The following is a 25,834-nucleotide window of genomic DNA, read 5'->3' as shown; positions in this document are numbered from 1 at the left end:
TCGCATGGGGCATTTGCCTGGCCGGTTACACCTGGCTGGCGATGCCCAGGGAACGGTCGCCTTCCGAAAACCCCTGACCTTCGGTCCAATCCCTGGCCAGCGTGCGCAGCCCGGTCAACGCGACGTCGAGCGTGTCGGACGAGGCGGGATTGCTGGGATAGGCGAGATAGATCGGCCGTTGAAATACCGGCGTGTTGTCGATGCGTCGCATTTCGCCGCGCTCGATATGGCCGCTGACGGCGCTGAGCGGCAGATAGGCGGCGGCGTGCTGCGACAGGACATGCTGGAGCCCGATGAAGACCAGCCCCGCCGAGATAGCCGGTTTGACCATGCCGGCGAATGCCCGGTCATGCTCGATGCGGAATTCGAGCCCCCAGTCCATCAGTATGTAGTTTTCGGTCCACGGCTGCGTCTGGGCGGCATGCTGGACGAGCACCACCTGGTCGACGGCGAGCGTCTCGTAGACGATGCCGGGATGTGGGCGCGGCAGATAGAGGATGCAGATGTCGAGCAAGCCTTCGGCCAACTGGTCGATTGCCTGGTCGGGAAAGCTTCCTTCCAGCCGTAGCGCCACGTTCGGCCTTCTGGTGCGCATCCACTCGACCCATGGCGAGGTGATGCGCTCCCACAGATAGGCTGGCGCGGTGAAGCGCAACAGCGTCTCGTAGCCATCGGGAACGGCGATATCCTGCCTGGATTGCTCCCAGGTGCGAGTGATGGAGGAGGCATGCGGCAGGAACTGCCGGCCGGCTGGCGTCAACGTGACGCCGTCGCGGTCACGGACAAAGAGCCGGCGCCCCAACTGCTCCTCAAGCCCCCTTATCCGCGCACTGACGGTGGATTGCGCGAGATTGAGCCGGTTGGCGGCGACAGTGAAGCTGCCATGTTCGGCGACTTCGAGGAAGCTGCGCAGGTTTTCGGTATCCATGCCATCACTCCTCCATCGAAAATTTCGATGGACCCTATCAAAAAATATCGCTTTCCGGTCGCGGTCAACAATGCCCTAAATGGCCGATCTCCCAAGGGCAAGCGAGGAATGCAGCCATGCCAAGGCATTTCATGACGATTGACGCCGCCCGCAAAAACCTGACCGCAATCGAAAATTCCGCTGTCGACGAATTGCTGGCCGGCAGGCTCGACCGGCGCGATTTCCTGCGCCACGGCAGCGTGCTTGGCCTGTCGCTGCCGTTGCTTGGTGGCATTCTGGGAGCGGCGGGTTTCGGGACGCAAAAGGCCCGCGCCGAGGGCAAGCAGGGCGGTACGGTGCGCGCCGGTGTGGCGACGCCGGGCGGCGCCATCGACCCCGACACCTTCTATGACAGCGGCAGCTACCAGCTGGTTTTCCAGACCGCCGAATTCCTCTGCATCACCCAGCCGGATCTGACCCTGAAACCGGTTCTGGCGGAAAGCTGGTCGCCCAACGAAGACGGCAGCGTGTGGACCTTCAAGCTGCGCAAGGGCGTGAAATTCCACAATGGCGAGGACTTCAAGGCCGAGGACGTTGTCGCGACGTTCGATCGGCTGGCCGATCCCAATGGCGCTTCCAACGCGCTGTCGGTGTTCAAGGGCCTGCTGTCGAAAGGCGGCACCCAGAAGGTCGACGACCACACCGTCGCCTTCCATCTCGACGCGCCGAACGGCAGTTTTCCCTACTCGGTATCGATCGACAATTACAACGCTGTCATCCTGCCGGCGAGCTACAAGGGCGACTACGAAAAGACCTTCGAGGGCACCGGGCCGTTCCGGATGGAGACCTACACGCCCAAGGTCGGTGCGACCTTCGTGCGCAACCCCGACTATTGGGGCGAGAAGGCGCTGCCCGACCGTCTCGAATTCAAGTTCTACGGCGACGTGCAGCCGCGCATCCTGGCGCTGCAGGCCGGCGAGGTCGACATTCTCGACGCGGTTCCGCTCGATGTCAGCCAGGTGGTGCTGAACAGCCCCGACATCACGGTGCTGCGCGTCGCCTCGACGGCGCACCGCCAGCTTCACATGCGCTGCGACATGGCGCCTTTCACCGACAAGCGCGTGCGCCAGGCGCTTGCGCTCAGCATCGATCGGTCCAAGCTGGTCGACGGCTTGTGCCGCGGCATGGCGGCCACCGGCAATGACAGCCCGTTCGCGCCGGCCTTCCCCGCCACCGACAAGTCGGTGGCGCAGCGCACCCAGGATATCGCCAAGGCCAAGCAACTCATGGATGCGGCGGGCCTCGCCAGCGGCTTCGACATCACGCTGACGACGCTGCGCTATTCCGACATTCCGGGCTATGCGCAACTGTTCCAGAATTTCGCCAAGGAGATCGGCGCCCGCATTTCGCTCAACATCGAGGATCAGGACAAATATTACGGCAAGGCGGTGTTTGGCCAGTCGGACTGGCTGGACAGCCCGCTCGGCATCACCGACTACGCTCACCGCAGCGTGCCGAATGTCTTTTTGAAGAGCCCCCTGGTCGGCGACGGCCCGTGGAACGCCGCGCATTTCAAGAGCCCTGCCTATGACGGCATGGTCGCCAGCTATCTCAAGGCGCTGGACATCGGCGCGCAGCGCGCGGCGGCATCCGACATCCAGAAACTGCTGCTCGACGAGACGCCTGTGATCTTCAGCTACTTCCCCGACCTTCTGGTGCCGGTGCGCAAGAATGTCAGCGGCCTGCCGCCGATCGCCGCCGGGCTGCTGCTCGATCGTGTGTCGCTGGGGTAGAGGCTGCCGAGATCATGCTCGAACAGGCAGAAGCCAGATTGGACCGCTCCGTGTTTCGGGCGGCGAGGCTGTCCGGCAACAGGGCCGCGACAAACGATGGGGGGCCATCGTTCCAGCGGTTCGACACCGGCAACGCCCGCCGCCCGGAAGCCCTCGCCGGCCATCGGCTCGGCCTCATATCGCCCTAGCCATGCGCCCTCGTCCGGCCACGACAGACAAGAAACGGGAGACTACCATTCGCAAGCCTCATCTGCGCGGTCGCGGACCGCATTTCCCCGTGCTCGACACTATCGTGCAGTACGATTTCGAGCCCGGCTATGTCGCCTTCACCATGCCGTCGCTGAAGCGGCTGCGGGTCCAGGTCGGTTCGATGACCGTTGCCGACACCACCAGGGCACTGGTTCTGTACGAATCGGACCATCTGCCGGTCTACTATTTTCCGATCGAAGACGTGCGCGAGGAATTCCTGCTGCCCTCAAAGACGACGACGGAAGACCCATACAAGGGCGTCGCCACGCACTACTCGCTCAATACAGGCATCACCCTGGTCGAGGATGGCGCATGGCGCTATCTCGATCCCGTCAAGGGTTGCCCGCCGATGTCAGGCTACATGTCGTTCGTGTGGAGCAAGATGGGCCACTGGTTCGAGGAGGACGAGGAGATCTTCGTCCATGCCCGCGATCCGTTCCGCCGCGTCGACTGCCTGCCCTCCTCGCGGCGCGTACAGGTTATCCTCGATGGCGAGCAGGTCGCAGATTCGCGGCGCGGCGTGTTCCTGTTCGAGACCGGGCATCCAGTGCGCCATTATCTGCCCATTTCGGACACACGGCTCGATATGTTTGCGCCCAGCCGCTACATTTCGCGCTGCCCCTATAAGGGCATCTCCAACTACTATCACGTGACGACAGCCAAGAAGCGCCACGAGAACCTGGTCTGGTACTATCCAGAGCCGGTGCATGAAGCAGAACGCATCAAGGGACTGGTCTGTTTCCACCACGAACTGGTCGACAAGATCCTGGTCGACGGCGTCGAAATCCCTAAGGAGGCCACGGCCGCGTCCGACGGATATTTCTGAGCCTTCACGCTCGACTGGTCAGGACCTGGTTCAGCCTTGCGTTTCGCATTTGCGTCCGTCGGCAGCGGTGCTATTTTTGTGCTGCGGCGGACACCTGCTTATGAGGAAAGCACTCCATCATGCGATTTGGCCCTGGCTTGTCGCCCTGGCGGCGACGCCGATGCCGGTGCTTGCCAAGAACGCTCCCGCCTTCGAGTTGAAGCTCGACATCGATCGGGACGGCAAGAGCGACCGGGCGGTCGTCCAGCAAGAGGCCGGCGGCCCCGCCGATCTCTACATCTATCTGGACTCGGAAAAGCCCGGTCCCTCACGCCAAGCGGATTTCGTCAGGAGAGGGCTGACGGAAGACCGGGTCATCGATCTCGAAAGCAAGAACAAGGGATCGCTGTCGGTTACGTCCTGCTTCGGCTGCGGCGCCAGCAAATCGACGGAAGAGACGCTGACGATCGTGCATCGCCAGGGCAAGTTCCTGGTCGGGGGCTATAGCCGCAATTGGGACTGGAACCAGCAGACGTCGAGCGGCGTCGAGACGACGCTTGGCGATTGCGACATCAACTATCTCACCGGCAAGGGTACCGTCTCCAAGGATTTGGAGGCGGGCAAACCCATCAAGGGCAAGTTCAAACCGGTACCGCTGAAGGACTGGTCCTCTGAAATGCGCCCGAAGGCCTGTGATTTCTGAAGAGGTTGATCGAGAGACGGCATAGCGAATACCCTCACCGCACAGGGAGGGCTAGCAATGGATCTTTTCAAACTGAATGGTGACGTCGCACTGGTCACCGGTGCCGGCAGCGGCATCGGCCAGGCAATCGCGATCGGGCTGGCCGAAGCAGGCGCCGATGTCGCCTGTTTCGGCCATACGTCGAAGGGCGGGCTGGACGAAACCGCTCACCGGATCACGGCACTCGGGCGCAAGGCGCTGGTGCTGGCCGGCACGGTGACGTCGGAGGGTGACCTCGCCACGGCCATCGATCGCATCGAAGCCGAACTCGGTGCGTTGACGGTCGCCGTCAACAATGCCGGCATTGCCGGCTCGGAACCAGCCGAGGCGCTGTCGCTGGACAAATGGCGGAGGGTGCACGAAGTCAATGTCGCCGGCGTGTTCCTGTCCTGCCAGGCCGAAGCGCGCAAGATGCTGGCGCGCGGCAAGGGCTCGATCATCAACATCGCCTCGATGTCGGGCACCATCGTCAATCGCGGGCTGACGCAGGCGCACTACAACTCGTCGAAGGCCGCCGTCATCCATATGTCGAAGAGCCTCGCCATGGAGTGGGCCGATCGCGGGCTGCGCGTCAACGTCGTCAGCCCCGGCTACACGCTGACGCCGATGAACAAGCGGCCGGAGGTTGCGGAAGAGGTCAAGATCTTCAAACGCGACACGCCGATGGGACGAATGGCGGCGCCCGAGGAAATGGTCGGGCCGACGGTGTTCCTGGCCAGCCGGGCGTCGAGCTTCGTTACCGGCCTCGACCTGATCGTCGATGGTGGCTACGTCTGCTGGTAGGCGGCACATCCGGCCGCGATTGCGGCACTTCGCCTGCAGTATGAAATTCGCAGCCGGCCCGGCGTTAGTCGTTGCGCGGCATGAACGTTGGTATATATAATTTCATCCTATGAAACGCGCTGGCGAGACGGGGCTTGCCGGCCAACAGCCGAGATCATGACCTTGATGGCTCGCACCTTGCAGGGCGCCGCAGGACTGGCAAGTGATCCGCGGATTGCTATCGCGGCGATCGATCGGCCATGAGACTGGGCCGCCCCGGCAGCATCCGTCATCATCGAAATCGAGCATCGCCGCGCCGGCCTTGCGCCGCTGGCGACAACAGCCTTGCGCAACAGCCAGCCTTTCCAACACAATCAAGAAAAGACGCAAGAAGGGAACGACCAATAAACGTCACAGCTTGAAGGAGAACCAAGCAATACCAGTTCGCAGTGTGATTTCGAAATTCTCAATGGGAGCTTTTGCACTTGCCGCGGCAAGTGTCATGACGCCGACAGCGCAGGCAGCGGCACCGGAGTCCAACGACCCGATCAAGATTGCCTTGTTCGACTGGACCAGCGTCAACCTCAACGCCAAGATCCTCGGCGGCATCCTGGAAAAGCTCGGCTATACCGTCGAATATCCGACCGCCGACTATCTCTCCAGCCTGACCACCGGCCTCACCAATGGCGACATCGATGTCGGCCTGGAGTTCTGGGACACCACCGCCGGCGAGGCCATGAAGGCCTCCGACGCCACTGGCCAGACCGAACGGCTCGGCAAGCTCGGCCCAAAAGCCAAGGAAGAGTGGTGGTTTCCCGAATACATGAAGGAAAAGTGCCCGACCTTGCCGGACTGGCACGCCCTGCTCGACGCCACCTGCGCGGAATCGTTCTCGACCGCCGAGACGGCACCGAAAGGGCGCTATCTCGGTGGCCCGGTGACCTGGGAAGGTTTTGACGACGAACGTGTCGCGGCGCTGAAACTGCCCTTCACCGTCATCCATGCCGGCACCGATGCGGCGATGTTCGCCGAACTCGATTCCGCCTATCAGCGCAAGGCGCCGATCATGCTGTGGATCTACTCACCGCATTGGGCGCCTGCAAAATACAAGGGCGAATGGGTGCAATTCCCCGAATACACACCCGAGTGCTACAACGACCCGAAATGGGGCGTGAACCCGGACGCCAAATACGACTGCGGCAAGCCGCATGGCGAGATCTGGAAATATTCCTGGAACGGCATGAAGGACAAATGGCCGGTCGCCTACAAGGTGGCCAAAGCCTACACGATCGACACCGACGAGTTGAACAAGATGAGCGGCGAGATCGATCTCGACGGCAAGACGCCGGAGGATGTCGCCGCTGCCTGGATCGCCGCCCACGAAGCCGACTGGAAAGCCTGGGCGCAGTGATCGCTCCGACTGGAAAAGGGAGACCCGACTGGTACCAGCCGGGTCTCAATTCCTGGTGTTCCAGAAGGACGACTGAATGACGAAAGCTATTGAACAGGCATCGAACGCGACGGGGAAAGATCCCCGGCCGATAAAACTTGCCTGCCGCAATGTCTGGAAACTGTTTGGGACGAACGCCGCCAATTTCATCCGCGAGCGCGACGGCAAGGCCAGCGCAGCCGACATAGCCGGAGCGGGGCTGGTCGGCGCGGTGCGCGCCGTCGATCTCGAAATCCGACAGGGCGAGATCTTCATCATCATGGGCCTGTCAGGGTCTGGCAAGTCGACGCTGGTGCGCTGCATGTCGCGGCTGGTCGAACCGACACATGGCAAGGTCGAATTCGAAGGCAAGGACCTGCTCGAGATTTCCGATGCCGCGCTGATCGAACTCAGGCGCCACCGCATGGGCATGGTGTTCCAGAATTTTGCGCTGCTGCCGCATCTGAACGTGCTCGACAACATCGCCTTCCCGCTCAGCATCCAGGGACAGGATCGTTCGACACGCGAGGCTCGCGCCCGGGAAGTCATCGAACTCGTCGGCCTGCGCGGGCGCGAGCATTTCTATCCGCGCGAATTGTCGGGCGGCCAGCAGCAGCGTGTCGGCATCGCCCGCAGTCTCGCCACCAAGCCGGAAATCTGGTTTCTCGACGAGCCGTTCTCGGCGCTCGATCCATTGATCCGCCGCGAGATGCAGGATGAGCTGATGCGGCTGCAGACCATGCTGCACAAGACCATCGTCTTCATCACCCATGATTTCGACGAGGCGATAAGGCTGGCCGACCGCATCGCCATCATGAAGGACGGCGAAGTCATCCAGATCGGCACGCCGGAGCAACTGGTGGTCAATCCGGCTACCGACTACGTCGCCGAGTTCACCCGTGACGTCGACCGCGCCAAGGTGATTTCGGCACGCAGCCTGATGCGCCCTTGCGATGGCGCCGAACATGGCGGCACGGTGGCGCCGGAGGCCAAGATCGCCAGCTTCTCGGCCAGCATCGTTGCCGCCGGTAAACCGTTCGCCGTGGTCAACGGCACCGCCAAGCCGATCGGCGAGGTGACGCCGCAAGCGGTGATCGATCTTCTGGCCGGCATCGAGCGAGCCGGCGCATGACTGTAACGGCAAGCACCAGCCAGGCAAGGCCGCCGATTCAACGGTGGCTGGTGATCTGGGTGCTGGCGCTTGCCGCCGTGCTGGTGGTGTTCCTGCTGCAGGACGTCGTCCCTTGGGCTGTCGACTATCCGGCGAGCGCCGTCGTGCCCGTCGCCGACTGGGTCAGCGCGCTGATGGGCTGGATCAAGTCGAACCTGTCCTGGCTGACCCGCTCGGTCACCGCGATGCTCGGCGTGCCGCTCGACTTCGCGCTCAACCTCTTGGCCAAGAATTTCAAGATCGGTCACGGCGCGGACGCTTTCGTGCTGCCGCGTTTGTCCTGGGTTGGCGTCTGTGCGACCGCCTTCATTGCAGGATATGCAGCCGGCGGCAGAAAACTTGGCATGCTGGTTGGCGGCTGTTTCCTCTACATCGCGCTGTTCGGCCAGTGGACCAGCGCCATGCTGACCCTGGCGCTGATCTCGATCGCGGTGCCGTTCTGCATTCTCACCGGGCTATTCGCCGGCATCTGGGCGTGGCGCAAGCCGTGGGCGGAGAGGCTCATCGTCTCCCCTGCCCTCGACCTCATGCAGACGATCCCGACCTTTGCCTACCTGATCCCGATGCTGCTCCTGTTCGGCAACAGCCCGGTCTCGGCGATGATCGCCACCGCCATCTTCGCCACGCCGCCGATGGTGCGGGCAACCATGCTCGGCCTCACGCGGGTGCCCTTGGAGATCGGCGAGTTCAGCGACATGGCCGGCTGCACCGCGCGGCAGAAATTGTGGCGGGTGCTGTTGCCCTCGGCACGGCCGACGCTGATGGTCGGCGTCAACCAGGTGATCATGCTGGCGCTGAATATGGTGATCATCGCCTCGATGATCGGCGCCGGCGGGCTCGGCTACGACGTGCTGCTCGCTCTGCGCGCGCTGAAGGTCGGCGAGGCGATGGAAGCCGGGCTGGCCATCGTCGCGCTCGCCATCGCGCTCGACCGGCTGAGCCAGGCCATCGCCCACAAGCAGGCAACAGGCAATGTCCACCGGTCGTCCGCCAGCCCGCGTTTCTGGCGGCGCTACCCCAATCTGACGCTGGCCATTGCGATTCTTGCCGTCACCACGCTGCTCGGCCTGTTCGTGCCGGCTTTCGCGGCCGTGCCGAAGGCGATCACCTTCACCACCGCGCCATTGTGGAAAGCGGCGGTGAACTGGGTGACGATCAACTTCTTCGACATCATCGAAGCGTTTCGGGTGGCGCTTATCCTCAACGTGCTCAATCCGGTGCGCGCCTTCTGCGAAGGATTTCCGTGGCTGGGCGCGGTGTTCTTGCTCGGCCTTGCCGGCTACCAGCTCTCAGGCTTGCGGCTGGCCGCACTTGTCGCGGCACTCACCGCCTTCTGCGCCATCACAGGCCTTTGGGAAAAGACCATGGCGACGGTCTATCTCTGCGGCATCTCGGCCTTCATAGCCTGCCTGATCGGCATTCCGATCGGGCTTGCGGCGGCGCGAAGCGACCGCTTCGAAAAGATCGTCACGCCCGTCATCGACACGCTGCAGGTGTTGCCGTCGTTCTGCTTCATCATTCCGGTGGTGATGCTGTTTCGTGTCGGCGATGTCACCGCAATGATCGCAACGATAGCCTTCGCCGTGGTGCCGGCGATCCGCTACACCAATCATGGCATCAGGCAGGTGCCGCCGGCACTGATCGAGGCGGCGAAGGTTTCCGGCTGCACGCCGCGCCAGACTTTTTTCCGTGTGCAATTGCCGCTGGCGCTTCCCGAAATCATGCTCGGCGTCAACCAGACGATCCTGATGGCGCTGGCGATGATCATCATCTGCGCCATGGTCGGCACCCGCGACCTCGGCCAGGAAGTGTTCATCGCGCTGTCGAAGGCCGATTCCGGCCGCGGCATTGTCGCCGGCCTCGCCATCGCCTTCATCGGCATCGTCGCCGACAGGCTGTTCAATGCGTGGACGGCGAAGGCACGGGCGAGACTGGGGTAAAACTCAACCGCCGATACCACCAAAAAGGAGAGAAGAGAATGACCAGCAGGGTAGCCAGCTGCACCTGCGGACAATTGCAGATACATTGCCCGCAAGAGCCGACCATGGTGTCGCTTTGCCATTGCCTCGACTGTCAGCGGCGGACCGGCAGTCCGTTTGGCATCGCGGCCTTCTTCGACGCCGCCGCGACCGATATCCGGGGCCCATCGAAGACATTCCAACGCGATTCCGACAGCGGCTTCCCGATCAGCTTCCATTTCTGCGGAGCGTGCGGGTCGACTGTGTTCTGGTATCCGTCACGAAAACCGGAGGCGGTCGCCGTGGCCGTCGGCTGTTTCGCCGATCCGTCCTTCCCGGCGCCGACAAAGTCAGTCTACGACAAGCGCCGCCACGGCTGGGTCGTGGTGCCAGACTGACGCCAAAGCCCGCCTCCTGGGCCACTACTCGGCCGCGACGCCTTTCACCTCGAGATAGCTCTCCATCGAATCGTCCAGCGCCTGCAGCCACGGCGTATGGTGCAGCGGCGCCATGGTGCCGGTCATCAGCGAGCGATAGGAATGGTCGCGGAAGCCCATGATGTTCTCCGCCTTGTGATGCTCCCATTCCATGAAGGTCTGGTTGACCGCCTCGACGTCGAAGCCGGGATAGTCGGTCTGGTCCATCAATTCCTTGGTGTAGTCGCCCTGGAACCAGATCATCTGCTCGGCGTCCTCGAGCGTCTCCTCGCGGGCGCGCCATTTGGCGCCATGCGCCGCCATCGCCTCGGCCGAGGGCAGCTTGATGCGGCCCATGATGACGTCGCGGGCGAACCAGGCCTGCGCGTCGAACATGTTGAAGGTGTAGAACTGGTCCTGCATGCCGATATAGGACAGCTTCGGGTTCTTCTCCCAGACCACGCCCTCATAGAGGTCGAGCGGCCACATGCGATTGGCTGTCTTGAGCTTGAGGTCATCGGTCAGGAAGGGGAAGGAATGGAGATAGCCGGTGCACAGGATGATGGCGTCGACATCCTTGGTCGTGCCGTCCTTGAAATGCGCCGTCTTGCCGACGACCTTCTGCAGCAGCGGCACCTCTTTCCAATTCTCCGGCCATTTGAAACCCATCGGCTTGGAGCGATAGCTGGAGGTGATCGATTTGGCGCCGTATTTGTAGCATTGCGAACCGATGTCCTCGGCCGAATAGGAACGCCCGATGATCAGGATGTCCTTGCCCTTGAACTCCATCGCGTCGCGGAAATCGTGGCTGTGCAGGATGCGGCCGTTGAAGGTCGAGAAGCCCTCGAAATAAGGCACGTTGGGCACGGAGAAGTGCCCGGAGGCAACAACGACATTGTCGAACTCTTCGGAGTAAGTCACGTCGTTGGTCCGGTCATGCGCGGTGACGGTGAATTTCTTCGTCTCGTCGGAAAAGGTCACCATGCGCACCGGGCTGTTGAAGCGCACCCATTTGCGCAGGCCCGACTTCTCGACGCGGCCCTTGATGTAGTCCCACAGCACGGCGCGTGGCGGGTAGGAGCCGATCGGCCGGCCGAAATGCTCCTCGAATGTGTAGTCGGCGAATTCCAGGCATTCCTTCGGCCCGTTCGACCAGAGGTAGCGGTACATCGAGCCGTGCACGGGATCGCCATGTTCGTCGAGCCCGGTGCGCCAGGTGTAGTTCCACAGGCCGCCCCAGTCGGACTGCTTTTCGAAGCAGACGATCTCGGGAATCTCGGCGCCCTTGTCGGCAGCCGACTTGAAGGCCCTGAGCTGAGCCAGACCGGACGGCCCGGCTCCAATGACGGCAACACGAGTTTTCATTTCCGGGCCTCCTCTTTTTTGATTTCCCCAGCGAAACAAATTTCACTGACAGGACAGTAATTGGCCCTTCCGTGCTGTCAACAGCGATCTGCGGAAACGGCATTTGCGCACAATCGATTCCTGGCGAATAACCGGCCACGGCCGCACTCAAAGGACCGGCGCATGCACCACAAGACGGCTTGCCGTTGCGGTTGCGCTGCTGTATCGCCACCTGACATGTTCACCTTGAGTGAAATAAATCCGCGAAGTCCGGGGGCGACATGGCGAAAGACAGTACCAAGGCCGGGCTTGCCGGCGCCAAACCAAAGCCGCAGCCAAAGGTCTCGGCGGACGGCAAGACCATCCGGGCGCCGCTGACGCAGAACCCGCACGCCATCCGCGATACCCGCGAAAAAGTGCTCGAGGTGGCGATTGGCCGCGAGGTGCGGGCCTTCCGCAAGAAGCTCGGCATCACCGTCGCCGATCTCGCCGTCGCCACCGACATTTCGCTGGGCATGCTGTCCAAGATCGAGAACGGCATCACCTCACCATCGCTGACCACGCTGCAGGCGCTGTCGCGGGCGCTCGGCGTTCCCGTCACCGCCTTCTTCCGCCGTTTCGAGGAAGAACGCAGCGCTGTCTTCGTCAAGGCCGGCCAAGGCCTTGACGTCGAACGCCGCGGCACGCGCGCCGGCCACCAGTACAATCTGCTCGGTCATATCGGTTCCAACACCAGCGGCGTCGTGGTCGAGCCCTATCTGATCACGCTGACCGAGGATTCCGACGTGTTCCCGACCTTCCAGCACGAAGGCATGGAGTTCCTCTACATGCTCGAGGGCGAGGTCGTTTACCGGCATGGCAGCAACCTCTATCCGATGAAGCCCGGCGACAGCCTGTTCTTCGACGCCGACGCGCCGCACGGGCCGGAAGAGCTCACGCGGCTGCCGATGCGGTACCTTTCGATTATCTGCTATCCGCAGAATAGCGCGGGTTAGGCACTTGGTTCCTCGCCCCTGTAGTGGGGAGAGGTGGCTCGGCGAAGCCGAGACGGAGAGGGGAGCGCCCTACGAAGGCCCCCTCTCCGTCCGCTTCGCGGACACCTCTCCCCCGCCTCTGGCGGGGGCGAGGAACCCAAGTCTTTGGAGGTCAATCTGGCCCAAACCCCGGTGATGTCGCGCTCCCATCATCCAGCTTCGACAGCCACTCGACCAATGTCGACCGATAGCGGGTCAAGCCCTTGTAGGTGGCGAGTTCCTCCGGCAGGTCGCGTATGACGCGATGCAGGCGCCGCGCCCATTTCGGCTGCGTCACCAGTTCGTCCATCTTGATCAGGTAGCAGCGGATCGGGAAGACGATGCCGTTGGAGCGCGGCAGCCGCCAGAAGCTCTGCAACTCGACCCGCAGGTGCACCTTGTCGCCGACGTTCTCGGGCGTCACCGTTGCCCGGTCCGGGCCCCATTTGTGGTAATTTTCGGGGCTGGTATCGAGGCGCGGATTGACGGTCATCGTCCAGTTCAGTCGCCTGGCCGGTTTGCCCTGCTGGATATTGGTGAGGAATTTCAGCGCCCTGACGAAAATCCCCTTCTCGTGCGCCAGCGGCACCGGCGCGTGCCACTCGAAGAAGTTCATGCCGATGTCGAAATCGAGCGACCAGTCGGCCTGGGTGGTGACCATGCCGGCATCCATCCACAGATTGCCGTCGCGCTGGTCGAGGATGCAGAAATCGCCCTGGCTCTGGCGGGTGATGTACTCCATCGGGCCGTAAGGCAGCGTCGAGGTGTCACCGAAGGTGAAGGTATCGTCGATGCCGAGCGGCCGGTTGATCCAGCGCCAGCGATCGCCGTCGCGCATCAGTGTGAAATGCTCGGGGTAACCCAGTGCCTGCTGCTCCATCAAAAGTTCCAGCAGATCCCAGCCGGCGAGCGTCATGTGCGGCAACGACTGGCAGCGCAGCGGATCCTCTGCCAGCACCATCGCGCGGTCCTGCATCTCGGCGACATAGTGTTCGTCGACGTCGATCAGGTTCTCCAGCACCGAGCCCTTCGGGCCGACGACATGCGGCTCGATATTGACCGCATACATGTAGCTATCTTCGTGGAACGGGAACGGAAACCGTCTGATGTGCTCAGGGCTGTTCCTGAAGGTAAAGTCGTCGCGGAACGTTTCCTTGCGAAAGGTGATGCCCAAGCTCGCCTCCTATCTTTCCAAGACCAACGATTCGCCTTCGAAGCGCGACACGCACGGCATGATCTTCCTGCCGGAACGGTGCTCTTCCTCGCTCAGCCAATGGTCGTTGTGGATGAACTTGCCGTCGCACGAGATGACGTTGGTCTCGCACTGGCCGCAGACGCCGCCGCGGCAGAGATAGGGTGGATCGACGCCGGCCGCCTCGATGGCTTCGAGCAGGCTCTGCTGCGAGCCGACGCGGATGGTCTTGCCGCTGACGGCGAGCGTCACGTCGAATGGCAGGCCGGGCTGGGGCGCCGCGAAATGCTCGTAGTGCACGGTCTCCGGCGGCCAGCCGAGCGCGGCGGCGCGGTCGCGCACCCAGTTGATCATGCCGGCGGGGCCGCAGACATAGAGATGCGTGCCGAGTGGTTGCGAGGACAACAGCCGGTCGAGATCGATACGCTCCTCAAGGTCATCGTGATAGAGCCGGACTCGACGGCCGTAGCGTTCCCGGAGCAGGTCGGCATAGGTACCAAGCGAGGCGGTGCGGCAGGTGTAGTGCAGTTCGAAATTGCCGCCTTCGCCAGCCAGTTGCGCGGTCTGCGCCATGAACGGCGTGATGCCAATGCCGCCGGCCAGCATCAGGTGTTTTTTCGCCCTGAGATCAAGCGAGAACAGGTTGACCGGATAGCTTACCACCATCTCCAGCCCCGGCCGGACCTGGTTGTGCATGAACAGCGAGCCGCCACGACCGACATCGTCGCGGCGCACCGAGATGGTGTATTCGCGCGTGTCGAGCGGCGAGCCCATCAGCGAATAGGGATTGAGCCTTGTGCGCTCGCCATCGCGCATCTCGACCACGACATGGGCGCCGCCAGAAAAGGTGGGCAACAACCCGCCGTCACGCCGGCGGAAATGGAAGCGGGTGACCAGGTCATTGACCGGGACAACGTCGCTGACGACGACATCGAGCTTGGTGGTGCCGGTGCTCATGGGAAGGCCTCCTCGGTCGGAGGAATCTCGGAGCGGTCCTCGGCGTTGATGCAGACTCCCTGGAAGGCGGCGAGCCGCCGCGAATAGTGGTCGCGCACCAGAAGCAGCAGGCCGCAATGCGAACAGGTCGCGGGCTGCGTCGTCACATTTTCGGTAATGCCCTTGCAGTGCACGCACTGGATGCGCCGCGCCAGCGAGCCGCGATGCTCGGTCTGCATCGAGGTGTGATCGATGCCGGCTTCGAGCGCCACCTGCATGGCCTGGCCGATCAGCCCTTCGGTGCCGGCAAGATAAAGGCGCAAGCCCATATGCGCGTTGGTCAGGGTCTGCTTCAGACGCGGCAGCAGGCTGGCGAAGGACGGCGCGATGTGCAGTTGCGCCGGCTTCAAGGCTTCGAGAGCGGCAACGTATTTGCCGTCGGGACCGGCAATGAAGACGATTTCGGCTCCGTCGAAGAATCCGGCCGGAGCCCTGGCGGCCATGTCTTTTATCGCGAGCGTGCCTTCCGCATCCGCAACGAAAAGATGATGCCTGCCGGGCTGCGGAGACAGGGTCCCGTAAATGGGCCGGCTGATGATGGTCTTGGCTGCCATTCTGTCTTTGTGCCTCGAAACCCCTCGCTGTCGATTATGCCTCAGCCTTTCGCCGTGCGCTTGGTCTTCTTGGGATCGTCGAATGGCAAGGGCTGCGCCGTCGCCTTGATCGATCCGCTCTTGTTGCGGATTTCGAGCTTGGCGTCCTTGACCGCGCAGTCGACGTCGAGCCGGGCGATGCCCATCGATTTCTCGACCAGCGGCGAATACATGGCGCAGGTCACCACCCCGACCTTTTTACCGTCGCGATAGACCGGCGCGCCTTCATCGGCTGGCTCCTTGCCGTCGAGCAGGACGCCGTAGATCTTGAAGCGCTCCTTGCCTTTCAGGCGATAGTGCTCCTCGGCACCACGGAAACCGGTCTTGCCGGGGCTGACGGTGAAGTCGAGGCCGAGTTCCCACAGCGTGTCGCCGGGGCCTTCGTTCTCGAACGGATATTTTTGCGAATTGTCGTAGGGGTAGAACAGCAGGTAGCTCTCGACGCGCAGCATGTCGAGCGTGGTGAAGCGGCATGGAATGATGCCGGCCCCCTTGCCCTCTTCGAGGATCCTGTCCCAGATCGTGCCGGCATCCTGGCCACGGCAGAAGATCTCGTAGCCGCGCTCGCCGGTATAGCCGGTGCGCGAGATCATGACAGGGAGGCCGAAGAGCTGCGTCTGCATGTGATGGAAGTAGTTGAGGTCGCGAATGCCCGGCACGTGCTTGGCCAGATAGTCGACCGCCGTCGGCCCCTGCAGCGACAGATCGTGCAGATTGTCGTCGAAGCGCAGCGACACGTCCCGGCCCATGGCCGCTCGCTGCAATTCCTCATGGCCGGTGCCCGAGCCGTGCACCACCATCCAGGAATTCGGCCCGGTACGGTAGAGGATACAATCGTCGGTGAATTTTCCCGCTTCGTTCAGCATGCAGGCGTAAGCCGACTTGCCGGGATAGATTTTCTCCACGTCGCGCGTGGTGGCGAGGTCGATCAGGTGCGAGGCGTGCGGCCCTGTGATGTGAACCTTCTTCAGGCCGGAAACATCCATAAGTCCGGCCTTGGTGCGGATGGCGACATATTCCTCATCGGCATCCTTGTCATAGGTCCAGGCGGTGCCCATTCCGCTCCAGTCTTCGAGTTTCGACCCCAGAGCGCGATGGCGATCCGCCAGGGTTGAAAATCTCCAGGATGCCGTCATCCGCTCGTCCTCCGTTCGAAAATCATGCTGTTCCCTGCTCCTTTGCCCGAGGCCGGAGCTTTGGATGGAATATTGACCGCAAACGCGGGAAGCCTGCAATCCCCTTGAAGCAAATAATTTCATTGTCAGGCAAAATTGTTCACTCGAAGCGAGCGGTTAACTCTACGTAAATTCGTCTTGACAAGTCAGGGATTCGAGCGGAACTTATGAAAAAAATTTCACTCTCTTGAAAGAGGGCGGCGGGCGGTGGATTCGGAACCGGGCGTCGGCAAAGAAGGGGAAAACCGATGTCAGACCTGCAGCAGCGCATCGAAGCGCTGTACCGCTCCGATTTGCGCGGATCCGCGCTTCTGATCGTCTGCCTGTGGGCGACGATCCTCTTCGTCCTCTTCATGACTTGGCCATACATTCCCCAGGGCGGCATCAAGGCCGTCGTAGCCATGGCCGCCGCCGCGGTGCTCATCTTCAACACGGCGGCCATCCTGGCGATGGTCAAACACTACAAGGAAGACAAGGAGTTCATCTACGGGCTCGACATCAAGAACGCCGACGCGTCCCGCAACCGCAAGTCCTGAGGGGAGAAACAATGTCCCGCTATACGCCGCCGGAGCAGAGCAAGGCCGGGCAAGTCTTCGACATCGCCGTTGTCGTGGTCGCCATCTTCGTGGCGCTGTGGCTGCCGCTGAAGCTTGGCCTTGCCGGTGCCGCAAAATCCATCGATGCACTCGATGCCAAGACCTGGGAAGCGCTCGGGCAGAATCCGACCATGGCCTCGATCTGGGAAAAGCTCGGCTATACGCCGGAGACCGCGCACGACATCATCCAGAACCGGTTCCACTACATCATCGACTGGCCGACACTGATCATCATGGCGGCCGTCCTGATCGGTTATTTCGTGTTCCTGTTCCGGGCATCCGACCGCGAATATCGCGATGTCATCAACGAGAAGTTCGACGACAAATAGAGTTTGGCGACGAAGAATTTGGGGACACGATCATGTGGGTGGCACTCTCTTACGCATGCTGGGGCATCTCGATCGTGCTCGCGCTGTGGATGCTCTACGACTGGTTCAAGATCGATACAAACTACTCCGAGGACGTTCTGACCTCGTCGCGTGAAGGCGAGCTTGAAGCCGCTTCCGAAAAACACCGGATCTGAGTGGGGATTGATCGATGACGGTCGCGCTTGAAAACAACATCACCACCACAATTCACGGCGACCGGGTATCGCTGCTTCGGGTGCTCGGCCCGGCCCATGTCTGGGCGCTCGGTGTCGGCATCGTTCTGGTCGGCGAGTTCACCGGTTGGAATTTCTCGGCCGACAAGGGCGGCGCGCTGGCGGCCCTGATCGTGTGCTGGGTCGTCGGGCTGCTCTACACCTCGGTGGCCATGATCGATTCCGAGGTGACGTCGACAGTCGCCGCCGCCGGCGGGCAGTATGCGCAGGCCAAGCACATCGTGGGCCCGCTGATGGCGTTCAACGTCGCGCTGTTCCTGGTCTTTGCCTACACGATGCTGGAAGTATCCGACGCCATCCTGCTCGGCGATACGATCGTCGCCAAGGCCGGAGTCGAAGGGCTAACCCACAATTCCTTCATCGCCGCCACCATCGTGGTGCTGGCCTGGCTCAACTATCGCGGCGTGTTGATGACGCTCAACGTCAATTTCGTCATCACGGCAATCGCCTATGTCTCGATCGTCGTCCTGTTCTTCTCGGTCAGCCCGTGGACGCAAGGCGCGGTGCTGAAGCTCAACGAACTGGTCACTCCAGGAAACGCGCTGCCCTATGGCTGGATCGGCGTCATTGCCGCCTTCCAGTTCGGCATCTGGTATTATCTCGGCATCGAAGGCACGACGCAGGCGGCCGAAGAAGTGCGCTCGCCCGCACGCTCGCTGCCCTACGGCACGATGGCCGGCATGATCACGCTACTGATCGCCGCCGCCATGACCTGGTATGTCTGCGCCTCGCTGATGCCCTGGGAATATCTCGGCATCACCTATTATCCGCTGTGGGATGCCGGCAAGCTGACCGGAAGCCCGCTGCTCGAGAACCTTCTGTTCATAGCGACGCTGCTCGCCGCGCTTGCCTCGGCAAACGGTTGCATCAACGACGCGGCGCGCGCCTGGTTCTCGCTCGGCCGCGACCGCTATCTGCCGAGCTGGTTCTCGGCGGTGCATCCGAAATACCGCACGCCCTACCGCTCGATCCTGTTCCTGCTGCCGATCGCGCTGGCCTTCGCCTTCATCGCCGATCTCAACCAGGCGATCACCTTCTCGATCCTGTCGGGCGTCCTGCAGTACACTTTCATGAGCATCAACATCATGATGTTCCGCAAGAAGTGGCCGCTGGGGTCGATCCGCCGCGGCTACACGCACCCCTTCCATCCGCTGCCGGCAATCGTGCTGTTCTGCCTGTGCGTGGTGACCTTCTTCGCCATCTTCCTCGGCTTCGGCTCGCAGTTGATCGCCATGGTCGCTTTCTATTTCCTGATTTCGCTGTGGTTCCACTTCTACCGCTACAAATTCGTGCGGCGTGGCGACCAGTTCACCATGCCGTGGCCGAAACCACAGGGCTATTGATGGGAGTAGGCCCGTCCAGGATCTGGATGGGCCTTGCACGATAAAATGTCCGAGGTGACATCAGCACTGCTTGCCGGGGCAATTGTCCTGGCTCTCGTCCTTCACTTTGCGTGGCTGGCACGCCGCAGCCGCGACAGGGCCTCGGCCGCGCTCGCCGCCGACGAGGCCAGCATTCGCACCATCGTCGCGGACGCGGCCAATGTCTCGGAGGGCACGGCCGGCGTCATCACCTGGGAAGGATCGTGGAACGGCCATCATGTCCAGTTGCGCACCATCGTCGACACGCTGGCGACACGAAAGCTGCCGGCGCGCTGGCTGTCGGTGTCCATTACCGAAAAGGTCGCGGTGCCGGCCGTTTTCGACATGATGATGCGGCCGGGCTCGCCGACGACATTCTCGAATTTCGACCATCTGGACCATACGCTGCCGAAAGCTCCGGGATTTCCAGCCGAAGCGGTGCTGCGGACGGACCGCAGAGGCACGCGTTTCCCGCAAGGCATCATCGCCAGTCATCTAGAACCCTTTGCGGATGGCCGCGCCAAGGAGCTGCTGATCACGCCAAACGGAGTGCGCATCGTGTGGCTGCTGGCCGAGGCCGAGCGGGCACGCTACGGGGTCTTCCGGCAGGCCGCGTTCGGTGACACGCGTATCGATGCGACGCTGATCGAACGGCTGCTCGTATCTCTCTCGAAGCTGCGCGACGCCATCAACCGAAGCGAACGGCAGGCCGCATGAGCACTTCAAACACTTCGCCGGCGCCAGTGAGCCCTTATCTCGTCCTGGGCGCCGCAATCGTGCTGCCGGCAAGCGGGCATGTCATTCTTGGCGTACCGGTGCGCGGACTGCAGTTCCTTTTCTTCATGGTCATCCTGGCCTGGGTGACCGCCAAGATTTCGCCGCCGGACGCCAGCTTCGTCGGCCGTCACGCCGGCGGCTTCCTGATCTATGCGTTGTCGATCCTCGACGCCTACAAGATTGCCCGTATCCGTGTCGCCAAATGGGCTCATAGTGCCCGGCGCGAGGGCGATGTTACGCAGAGTGGCATTGAGCCGCATACGTAACCAGAGGAAAATTTTTTTCATCCCATTGAATTCAAGGGTTTCATTCGGTACATCATCTCTAGTCACAAACGTCGGGAGGCTGACATGTGCGGAATCGTTGGACTTTTCCTGAAGGACAAGGCGCTGGAACCGAAGCTCGGCGCGATGCTGTCGGAGATGCTGGTATCGCTCAGCGATCGCGGCCCCGACAGCGCCGGCATCGCCATCTATGGCGCGACATCGGGCAACGAGGCCAAGATCACCATCCAATCGCCGAAGCCTGACCGCGATTTCCGCGGGCTGGACGCCGAACTCGCCAAGGCTCTCGGAGCGCCGGTGAGCATTGCGGTGAAATCGACACATGCGGTGGTCAGGACCACGCCCGACAAGGTCGACGCGGCGCGTGAAGCCCTCCAGTTGCTCAGGCCCGATGTCCGCATCATGGGCGCCGGCGAAGCGGTTGAAATCTACAAGGAAGTCGGCCTGCCGGAAGCCGTCGTCGATCGCTTCGATGTCCGCAAGATGACCGGCACGCATGGCATCGGCCACACCCGAATGGCGACGGAATCGGCGGTGACGACGATGGGCGCGCATCCCTTCTCGACCGGCGCCGACCAGTGCCTGGTGCACAATGGTTCGCTGTCCAACCACAACAATGTCCGCCGCGAACTGGTGCGCGAAGGCATGAAATTCGAGACCGAGAACGATACCGAGGTCGCCGCTGCCTACCTTTCCTCGCAGATGGCGCACGGCAAGAATCTCGGCGAGGCGCTGGAAGGCACGCTCTCCGACCTCGACGGCTTCTTCACCTTCGTCGTCGGCACCAAGAATGGTTTTGGCGTGGTGCGCGATCCAATCGCCTGCAAGCCCGCCGTGATGGCCGAGACCGACCAGTATGTCGCCTTCGGCTCGGAATATCGCGCGCTGACCAAACTGCCCGGCATCGACAATGCGAGGGTCTGGGAACCGGAGCCCGCAACCGTTTATTTCTGGGAGCATTGAGTTCATGCCGGCAACCTCCAAGGCAACGCGCGAAAGCCATGCGCGCGTCTTCGACCTCGACGTCCAGTCGTTGCGCGAACTCAACCAGGCGCTCCATAAGCTGACCGCCGGCTCGAATGAGACGGCATGGGAAGTGCTCAACCCGAAAGGCAACCACTCGGTCGCCGTCGGTGTCGACCAGCCCGTCAGCATCGATGTGCGCGGCAGCGTCGGCTATTATTGCGGCGGCATGAATTCGGGCAGCGCCATCACCGTGCACGGCTCTGCCGGCCCCGGCGTCGGCGAGAACATGATGGCGGGTTCGATAACCGTCAAAGGCGACGCCAGCCAGTATGCCGGCGCCACCGGCAAGGGCGGGCTGCTGGTCATCGAAGGCAATGCCTCCTCGCGCTGCGGCATCTCGATGAAGGGCATCGACATCGTCGTGCACGGCAATATCGGCCACATGTCGGCCTTCATGGCGCAGTCCGGCAATCTCGTGGTTTTGGGCGATGCCGGTGATGCGCTGGGCGATTCCATCTACGAGGCACGGCTTTTCGTGCGCGGCAAGGTCGATAGTCTGGGCGCCGACTGCATCGCCAAGGAGATGCGGCCCGAACATCTGGACCTGCTGCAGGGTCTGCTCGACCGCGCCGGCGTGACCGGCGTCAAACCGTCGGAGTTCAAGCGCTACGGTTCGGCGCGCACGCTCTACAATTTCAATATCGACAACGCCGACGCGTATTGAGGCAAGATGACGTACCGCAACCCGCCGACGACACCGCGCAAATCCGCGACCTTCGACGACTACACGCTTTCCGAAATCCGCCGCGCCGCGGCGACCGGCATCTACGATATCAGAGGCGCTGGCGCCAAGCGCAAGCTGCCGCATTTTGATGACCTCCTGTTCCTCGGCGCCTCGATCTCCCGCTATCCGCTGGAAGGCTACCGCGAGCGCTGCGACACCTCGGTGGTGCTGGGTTCGCGTCACGCCAAGAAGCCGATCGAGCTGAAGATCCCGATCACCATCGCCGGCATGAGCTTCGGCTCGCTGTCCGGCCCGGCCAAGGAAGCGCTCGGGCGCGGCGCGACGCTGTCCGGCACCTCGACCACGACCGGCGATGGCGGCATGACCGAGGAAGAGCGCGGCCATTCCAAACAGCTCGTCTATCAGTACCTGCCGTCGCGCTACGGCATGAACCTGCGCGACCTGCGCCGCGCCGACGCGATCGAGGTGGTCGTCGGCCAGGGCGCCAAACCAGGCGGCGGCGGCATGCTGCTTGGCCAGAAGATTTCCGACCGCGTCGCCGAGATGCGCACGCTGCCGAAAGGCATCGACCAGCGCTCAGCCTCGCGCCACCCCGACTGGACCGGCCCGGACGATCTCGAGATCAAGATCCTCGAGCTGCGCGAGATCACCGACTGGGAAAAGCCGATCTACGTCAAGGTCGGCGGCGCCCGCCCCTATTATGACACAGCACTCGCGGTGAAGGCCGGCGCCGATGTCGTCGTGGTCGACGGCATGCAGGGCGGCACGGCGGCGACGCAGGAAGTGTTCATCGAAAATGTCGGCCAGCCGACGCTCGCCTGTATCAGGCCGGCGGTGCAGGCGCTGCAGGATCTCGGCATGCACCGCAAGGTGCAGCTGATCGTCTCCGGCGGCATCCGCAACGGGGCCGATGTCGCCAAGGCGCTGGCGCTCGGCGTCGACGCGGTGTCGATCGGCACCGCAGCGCTCGTCGCGCTCGGCGACAATGATCCCCGCTGGGAGGCGGAGTATAACGAACTCGGCACCACGTCAGGCGCCTATGACGACTGGCATGAGGGCAAGGACCCTGCCGGCATCACCACGCAGGACCCGGAACTGATGAAGCGTGTCGACCCCGTGGCCGCCGGGCGCCGGCTGGCGAACTATTTGAAGGTGATGACGCTGGAGGCGCAGACCATCGCCCGCGCCTGCGGCAAGAACAGCCTGCACAATCTCGAACCCGAGGACCTCGTCGCATTGACGATCGAGGCGGCCGCCATGGCCAGTGTGCCGCTGGCCGGCACCAACTGGATACCGGGGAAGAACGGCTTCTAAAACACACCCGAAATACCATAAGCGAGGAACTATAATGGGGAACGATCTCGCCGCTTTCGCCAAAAAGAACGGCGTCAAATATTTCATGATTTCCTACACTGACCTGTTCAGTGGCCAGCGTGCCAAGCTGGTGCCGGCGCAGGCGATCGCCGATATGCAGAAGGATGGTGCGGGCTTTGCCGGTTTCGCCACCTGGCTCGATCTGACGCCGGCGCATCCCGACATGCTGGCGGTGCCGGATCCAGACTCGGTCATCCAATTGCCGTGGAAACCGGAAGTCGCCTGGGTCGCGGCCAACTGCATCATGGACGACAAGGAGGTCGACCAGGCGCCACGCAACACGCTGAAGCGGCTGATCGCCGAGGCTGCCGCCGACGGCATGCATGTCAAGACCGGCGTCGAAGCCGAGTTCTTCCTGATCTCGCCGGACGGCAAGGCGATCTCCGACGAATACGACACGGCATCGAAGCCTTGCTACGACCAGCAAGCCATCATGCGCCGTTACGATGTCATCGCCGAGATCTGCGACCACATGCTGGCGCTCGGCTGGGGCGCCTACCAGAACGACCACGAGGACGCCAACGGCCAGTTCGAGATGAACTGGGCTTTCGACGACGCGCTGCCGACCGCCGACAAGCATTCCTTCTTCAAGTTCATGGTCAAGTCGATCGCGGAAAAGCATGGCCTGCGCGCCACCTTCATGCCCAAGCCCTTCCAGGGTCTGACCGGCAATGGCTGCCATGCCCACATCTCGGTCTGGGACAAATCAGGCAAGACCAATGTCTTCGCCGACAATTCAATGGAGCTTGGCCTGTCGGCCAAGGGCAAGAACTTCCTCGGCGGCATCATGAAGCACGCCTCCGCACTCGCCGCGATCACCAACCCGACGGTCAATTCCTATAAGCGCATCAACGCGCCGCGCACCATTTCGGGTGCGACCTGGGCGCCGAACACGGTGACCTGGACCGGCAACAACCGCACCCACATGGTGCGCGTGCCCGGCCCTGGACGTTTCGAATTGCGCCTGCCGGATGGCGCGGCCAACCCCTATCTCCTGCAGGCGGTCATCATCGCCGCCGGTCTCGACGGCATCCGTTCGAAGGCCGATCCGGGCAAGCGCTACGACATCGACATGTACCAGCACGGCCACACGGTGAAGGGCGCGCCGAAACTGCCGCTCAACCTGCTCGACGCCTTGCGCGAGTTCGACAAGGACAAATCGCTCAAGGCGGCGCTGGGTGAGGAATTCTCGTCGGCATATCTAAAGCTGAAGCACCAGGAATGGAATTCCTATGCTTCGCACTTCACGCAATGGGAGCGCGACCACACGCTGGACATTTGATCGTCCTGGCGGTGCGAGCGACCTCGGAATGAACTGATGAAATACTCGATCTTCTCGCTCGCGCGCGCCGCTCTTTCCGGCCACAAAAACTGGCAACGCACCTGGCGCGACGCCGCGCCGAAGGACCGCTACGACGTGGTAATCATCGGCGGCGGCGGCCATGGGCTCGCCACCGCCTGGTTCCTGGCCAGCGAGTTCGGCATCAAGAATGTCGCGGTGCTGGAAAAGGGCTGGATCGGCTCCGGCAATGCCGGTCGCAACACGACCATCATCCGCTCCAATTACGGCCTGCCCGGCAACACCGGCTTCTACGAATTGTCGATGAAGCTGTGGGAGCGGATGGAGCAGGACCTCAACTACAACGCGATGGTCAGCCAGCGCGGCGTTCTCAATCTCTATCATTCCGACGCACAGCGCGATGCCTATGCGCGGCGCGGCAACACCATGCGCATCAACGGCATCGATGCCGAACTGCTCGACCAGCCGGCGCTGAAGAAGATGCTGCCGTTCCTGAACTTCGACCATGCGCGCTTCCCGGTGCAAGGCGGGCTGCTGCAACGGCGCGGCGGCACGGCGCGCCACGATGCGGTGGCCTGGGGCTACGCCCACGCTGCCAGTGAACTTGGCGTCGACATCATCCAGAATTGCGAAGTCACCGGCTTTGTCAGGGACGCGAACGGCAAGGTGACCGGCGTCGAGACCTCGCGCGGCAGGATCGGCGCCGGAAAGGTCGGCATGGCGGTTGCCGGCTCTTCCTCGCGCGTCGCTGATATGGTGGGCCTGCGCCTGCCTATCGAAAGCCATGTGCTGCAGGCCTTCGTCTCCGAGGCGATCAAGCCGCTCATCCCCGGCGTCATGACGTTTGGCGCCGGACATTTCTATGTCAGCCAGTCCGACAAGGGCGGCCTCGTCTTCGGCGGCGACATCGACGGCTACAATTCCTACGCCCAGCGCGGCAATCTGCCTGTGATGGAGGATGTCTGCGAGGGCGGCATGGCGATCATCCCGATGATCGGCCGCGTGCGGCTGTTGCGCCAGTGGGGCGGCATCATGGACATGTCGATGGACGGCTCGCCGATCATCGACAAGACACCGGTCGACGGGCTCTATCTCAATGCCGGCTGGTGCTATGGCGGCTTCAAGGCGACACCCGGCTCGGGCCTTGTCTTCGCCCATCTGATCGCGCGCGATGAATCGCACAAGGAGGCCGCGCGCTTCCGCCTCGACCGGTTCCGGACCGGTGCGGTGATCGACGAAAAGGGCCAGGGCGCCCAACCGAACCTGCACTGAAGGCGGCTGGAAC

At 62.5% G+C, this 25,834-nt stretch carries 26 protein-coding genes; 20 read left to right on the top strand and 6 right to left on the bottom strand.

Annotated elements, in window-relative coordinates:
* Positions 1-25: 25 nt before the first annotated feature.
* The gene (locus EN851_RS18680; protein ID WP_135929798.1) at positions 26-928 is read right to left on the bottom strand and encodes a LysR family transcriptional regulator; all 903 of its coding nucleotides are present in this window, start codon (positions 926-928) and stop codon (positions 26-28) included.
* A 116-nt stretch (positions 929-1,044) separates the two neighbouring features.
* On the opposite strand from EN851_RS18680, the gene EN851_RS18675 reads away from it, so the two are divergent.
* The 8 genes from EN851_RS18675 (at position 1,045) to EN851_RS18640 (ending at position 10,214) form a co-directional block, all read left to right on the top strand.
* Positions 1,045-2,700 (top strand): ABC transporter substrate-binding protein, encoded by a 1,656-nt coding sequence (locus tag EN851_RS18675; protein ID WP_135929797.1) that lies wholly within the window; start codon positions 1,045-1,047, stop codon positions 2,698-2,700.
* Positions 2,701-2,977: 277 nt separating this feature from the next.
* Positions 2,978-3,775, top strand: a complete 798-nt coding sequence (locus EN851_RS18670; protein ID WP_245520771.1) for a DUF427 domain-containing protein — start codon at positions 2,978-2,980, stop codon at positions 3,773-3,775.
* 100 nt (positions 3,776-3,875) lie between these two features.
* On the top strand, positions 3,876-4,457 hold the full coding sequence (locus EN851_RS18665) for a hypothetical protein (protein WP_135929795.1): 582 nt from the start codon (positions 3,876-3,878) through the stop codon (positions 4,455-4,457).
* A gap of 57 nt (positions 4,458-4,514) precedes the next feature.
* Positions 4,515-5,279 (top strand): SDR family oxidoreductase, encoded by a 765-nt coding sequence (locus EN851_RS18660; RefSeq protein ID WP_127278416.1) that lies wholly within the window; start codon positions 4,515-4,517, stop codon positions 5,277-5,279.
* Between the two features lie 415 nt (positions 5,280-5,694).
* Complete coding sequence (locus EN851_RS18655; protein WP_135929885.1) at positions 5,695-6,669, top strand: ABC transporter substrate-binding protein; 975 nt, start codon at positions 5,695-5,697, stop codon at positions 6,667-6,669.
* 76 nt (positions 6,670-6,745) lie between these two features.
* The gene (locus EN851_RS18650; protein WP_135929794.1) at positions 6,746-7,819 is read left to right on the top strand and encodes a glycine betaine/L-proline ABC transporter ATP-binding protein; all 1,074 of its coding nucleotides are present in this window, start codon (positions 6,746-6,748) and stop codon (positions 7,817-7,819) included.
* A complete protein-coding gene (locus EN851_RS18645) occupies positions 7,816-9,798 on the top strand; it encodes an ABC transporter permease subunit (RefSeq protein WP_135929793.1) in 1,983 nt (660 codons plus the stop codon). Before EN851_RS18650 ends, EN851_RS18645 begins: the two co-directional genes overlap by 4 nt.
* Before the next feature lie 38 nt (positions 9,799-9,836).
* Complete coding sequence (locus tag EN851_RS18640) at positions 9,837-10,214, top strand: GFA family protein (RefSeq protein ID WP_135929792.1); 378 nt, start codon at positions 9,837-9,839, stop codon at positions 10,212-10,214.
* A 24-nt stretch (positions 10,215-10,238) separates the two neighbouring features.
* Here EN851_RS18640 and EN851_RS18635 read toward each other — a convergent pair whose 3' ends face one another.
* The gene (locus EN851_RS18635; RefSeq protein ID WP_135929791.1) at positions 10,239-11,597 is read right to left on the bottom strand and encodes an NAD(P)/FAD-dependent oxidoreductase; all 1,359 of its coding nucleotides are present in this window, start codon (positions 11,595-11,597) and stop codon (positions 10,239-10,241) included.
* A gap of 260 nt (positions 11,598-11,857) precedes the next feature.
* Here EN851_RS18635 and EN851_RS18630 point away from each other — a divergent pair, with 260 nt between their 5' ends.
* Positions 11,858-12,571, top strand: coding sequence for an XRE family transcriptional regulator (locus EN851_RS18630; protein ID WP_127278422.1), 714 nt, complete (start codon positions 11,858-11,860; stop codon positions 12,569-12,571).
* 151 nt (positions 12,572-12,722) lie between these two features.
* On the opposite strand, the gene EN851_RS18625 is transcribed toward EN851_RS18630, so the two are convergent.
* From EN851_RS18625 to EN851_RS18610, 4 genes are read right to left on the bottom strand one after another with little or no spacing between them, the layout of a single operon-like run.
* The gene (locus EN851_RS18625; RefSeq protein ID WP_135929790.1) at positions 12,723-13,763 is read right to left on the bottom strand and encodes a DUF3445 domain-containing protein; all 1,041 of its coding nucleotides are present in this window, start codon (positions 13,761-13,763) and stop codon (positions 12,723-12,725) included.
* A gap of 9 nt (positions 13,764-13,772) precedes the next feature.
* Positions 13,773-14,738, bottom strand: coding sequence for a PDR/VanB family oxidoreductase (locus tag EN851_RS18620; RefSeq protein WP_135929789.1), 966 nt, complete (start codon positions 14,736-14,738; stop codon positions 13,773-13,775).
* Positions 14,735-15,331: a dimethylamine monooxygenase subunit DmmA family protein gene (locus EN851_RS18615; protein ID WP_135929788.1), complete on the bottom strand. Its 597-nt coding sequence runs from the start codon at positions 15,329-15,331 to the stop codon at positions 14,735-14,737. Before EN851_RS18615 ends, EN851_RS18620 begins: the two co-directional genes overlap by 4 nt.
* A 41-nt stretch (positions 15,332-15,372) precedes the next feature.
* On the bottom strand, positions 15,373-16,506 hold the full coding sequence (locus EN851_RS18610; protein ID WP_135929787.1) for an aminomethyltransferase family protein: 1,134 nt from the start codon (positions 16,504-16,506) through the stop codon (positions 15,373-15,375).
* Positions 16,507-16,793: 287 nt separating this feature from the next.
* On the opposite strand from EN851_RS18610, the gene EN851_RS18605 reads away from it, so the two are divergent.
* From EN851_RS18605 to EN851_RS18555, 11 genes are all read left to right on the top strand, one after another.
* The gene (locus EN851_RS18605) at positions 16,794-17,081 is read left to right on the top strand and encodes a hypothetical protein (RefSeq protein WP_135881585.1); all 288 of its coding nucleotides are present in this window, start codon (positions 16,794-16,796) and stop codon (positions 17,079-17,081) included.
* A gap of 11 nt (positions 17,082-17,092) precedes the next feature.
* Positions 17,093-17,470: a hypothetical protein gene (locus EN851_RS18600; RefSeq protein WP_127280938.1), complete on the top strand. Its 378-nt coding sequence runs from the start codon at positions 17,093-17,095 to the stop codon at positions 17,468-17,470.
* A gap of 32 nt (positions 17,471-17,502) precedes the next feature.
* Complete coding sequence (locus EN851_RS18595; protein ID WP_127280937.1) at positions 17,503-17,664, top strand: hypothetical protein; 162 nt, start codon at positions 17,503-17,505, stop codon at positions 17,662-17,664.
* Positions 17,665-17,678: 14 nt separating this feature from the next.
* Positions 17,679-19,085: an APC family permease gene (locus EN851_RS18590; RefSeq protein WP_127280936.1), complete on the top strand. Its 1,407-nt coding sequence runs from the start codon at positions 17,679-17,681 to the stop codon at positions 19,083-19,085.
* A 45-nt stretch (positions 19,086-19,130) separates the two neighbouring features.
* The gene (locus tag EN851_RS18585; protein ID WP_189521897.1) at positions 19,131-19,820 is read left to right on the top strand and encodes a hypothetical protein; all 690 of its coding nucleotides are present in this window, start codon (positions 19,131-19,133) and stop codon (positions 19,818-19,820) included.
* Positions 19,817-20,146, top strand: a complete 330-nt coding sequence (locus EN851_RS18580) for a hypothetical protein (protein WP_135929786.1) — start codon at positions 19,817-19,819, stop codon at positions 20,144-20,146. Before EN851_RS18585 ends, EN851_RS18580 begins: the two co-directional genes overlap by 4 nt.
* 84 nt (positions 20,147-20,230) lie before the next feature.
* Positions 20,231-21,127 carry a glutamine amidotransferase family protein gene (locus EN851_RS18575; protein ID WP_127280852.1) on the top strand — a complete coding sequence of 299 codons (897 nt, stop codon included), beginning with the start codon at positions 20,231-20,233 and terminating at the stop codon, positions 21,125-21,127.
* Positions 21,128-21,131: 4 nt separating this feature from the next.
* The gene (locus tag EN851_RS18570; RefSeq protein WP_135881588.1) at positions 21,132-21,854 is read left to right on the top strand and encodes a GXGXG domain-containing protein; all 723 of its coding nucleotides are present in this window, start codon (positions 21,132-21,134) and stop codon (positions 21,852-21,854) included.
* A 6-nt stretch (positions 21,855-21,860) separates the two neighbouring features.
* Positions 21,861-23,189, top strand: a complete 1,329-nt coding sequence (locus tag EN851_RS18565) for an FMN-binding glutamate synthase family protein (protein ID WP_135929785.1) — start codon at positions 21,861-21,863, stop codon at positions 23,187-23,189.
* A gap of 34 nt (positions 23,190-23,223) precedes the next feature.
* The gene (glnT, locus tag EN851_RS18560) at positions 23,224-24,531 is read left to right on the top strand and encodes a type III glutamate--ammonia ligase (RefSeq protein ID WP_127277902.1); all 1,308 of its coding nucleotides are present in this window, start codon (positions 23,224-23,226) and stop codon (positions 24,529-24,531) included.
* 36 nt (positions 24,532-24,567) lie between these two features.
* Positions 24,568-25,821: a sarcosine oxidase subunit beta family protein gene (locus tag EN851_RS18555; protein WP_127277901.1), complete on the top strand. Its 1,254-nt coding sequence runs from the start codon at positions 24,568-24,570 to the stop codon at positions 25,819-25,821.
* Positions 25,822-25,834: the final 13 nt, after the last annotated feature.

Source organism: Mesorhizobium sp. M8A.F.Ca.ET.208.01.1.1, from assembly GCF_004791315.1.
Taxonomy (GTDB): Bacteria; Pseudomonadota; Alphaproteobacteria; order Rhizobiales; family Rhizobiaceae; genus Mesorhizobium.
This window is presented reverse-complemented; position numbering and strand designations above follow the sequence as displayed.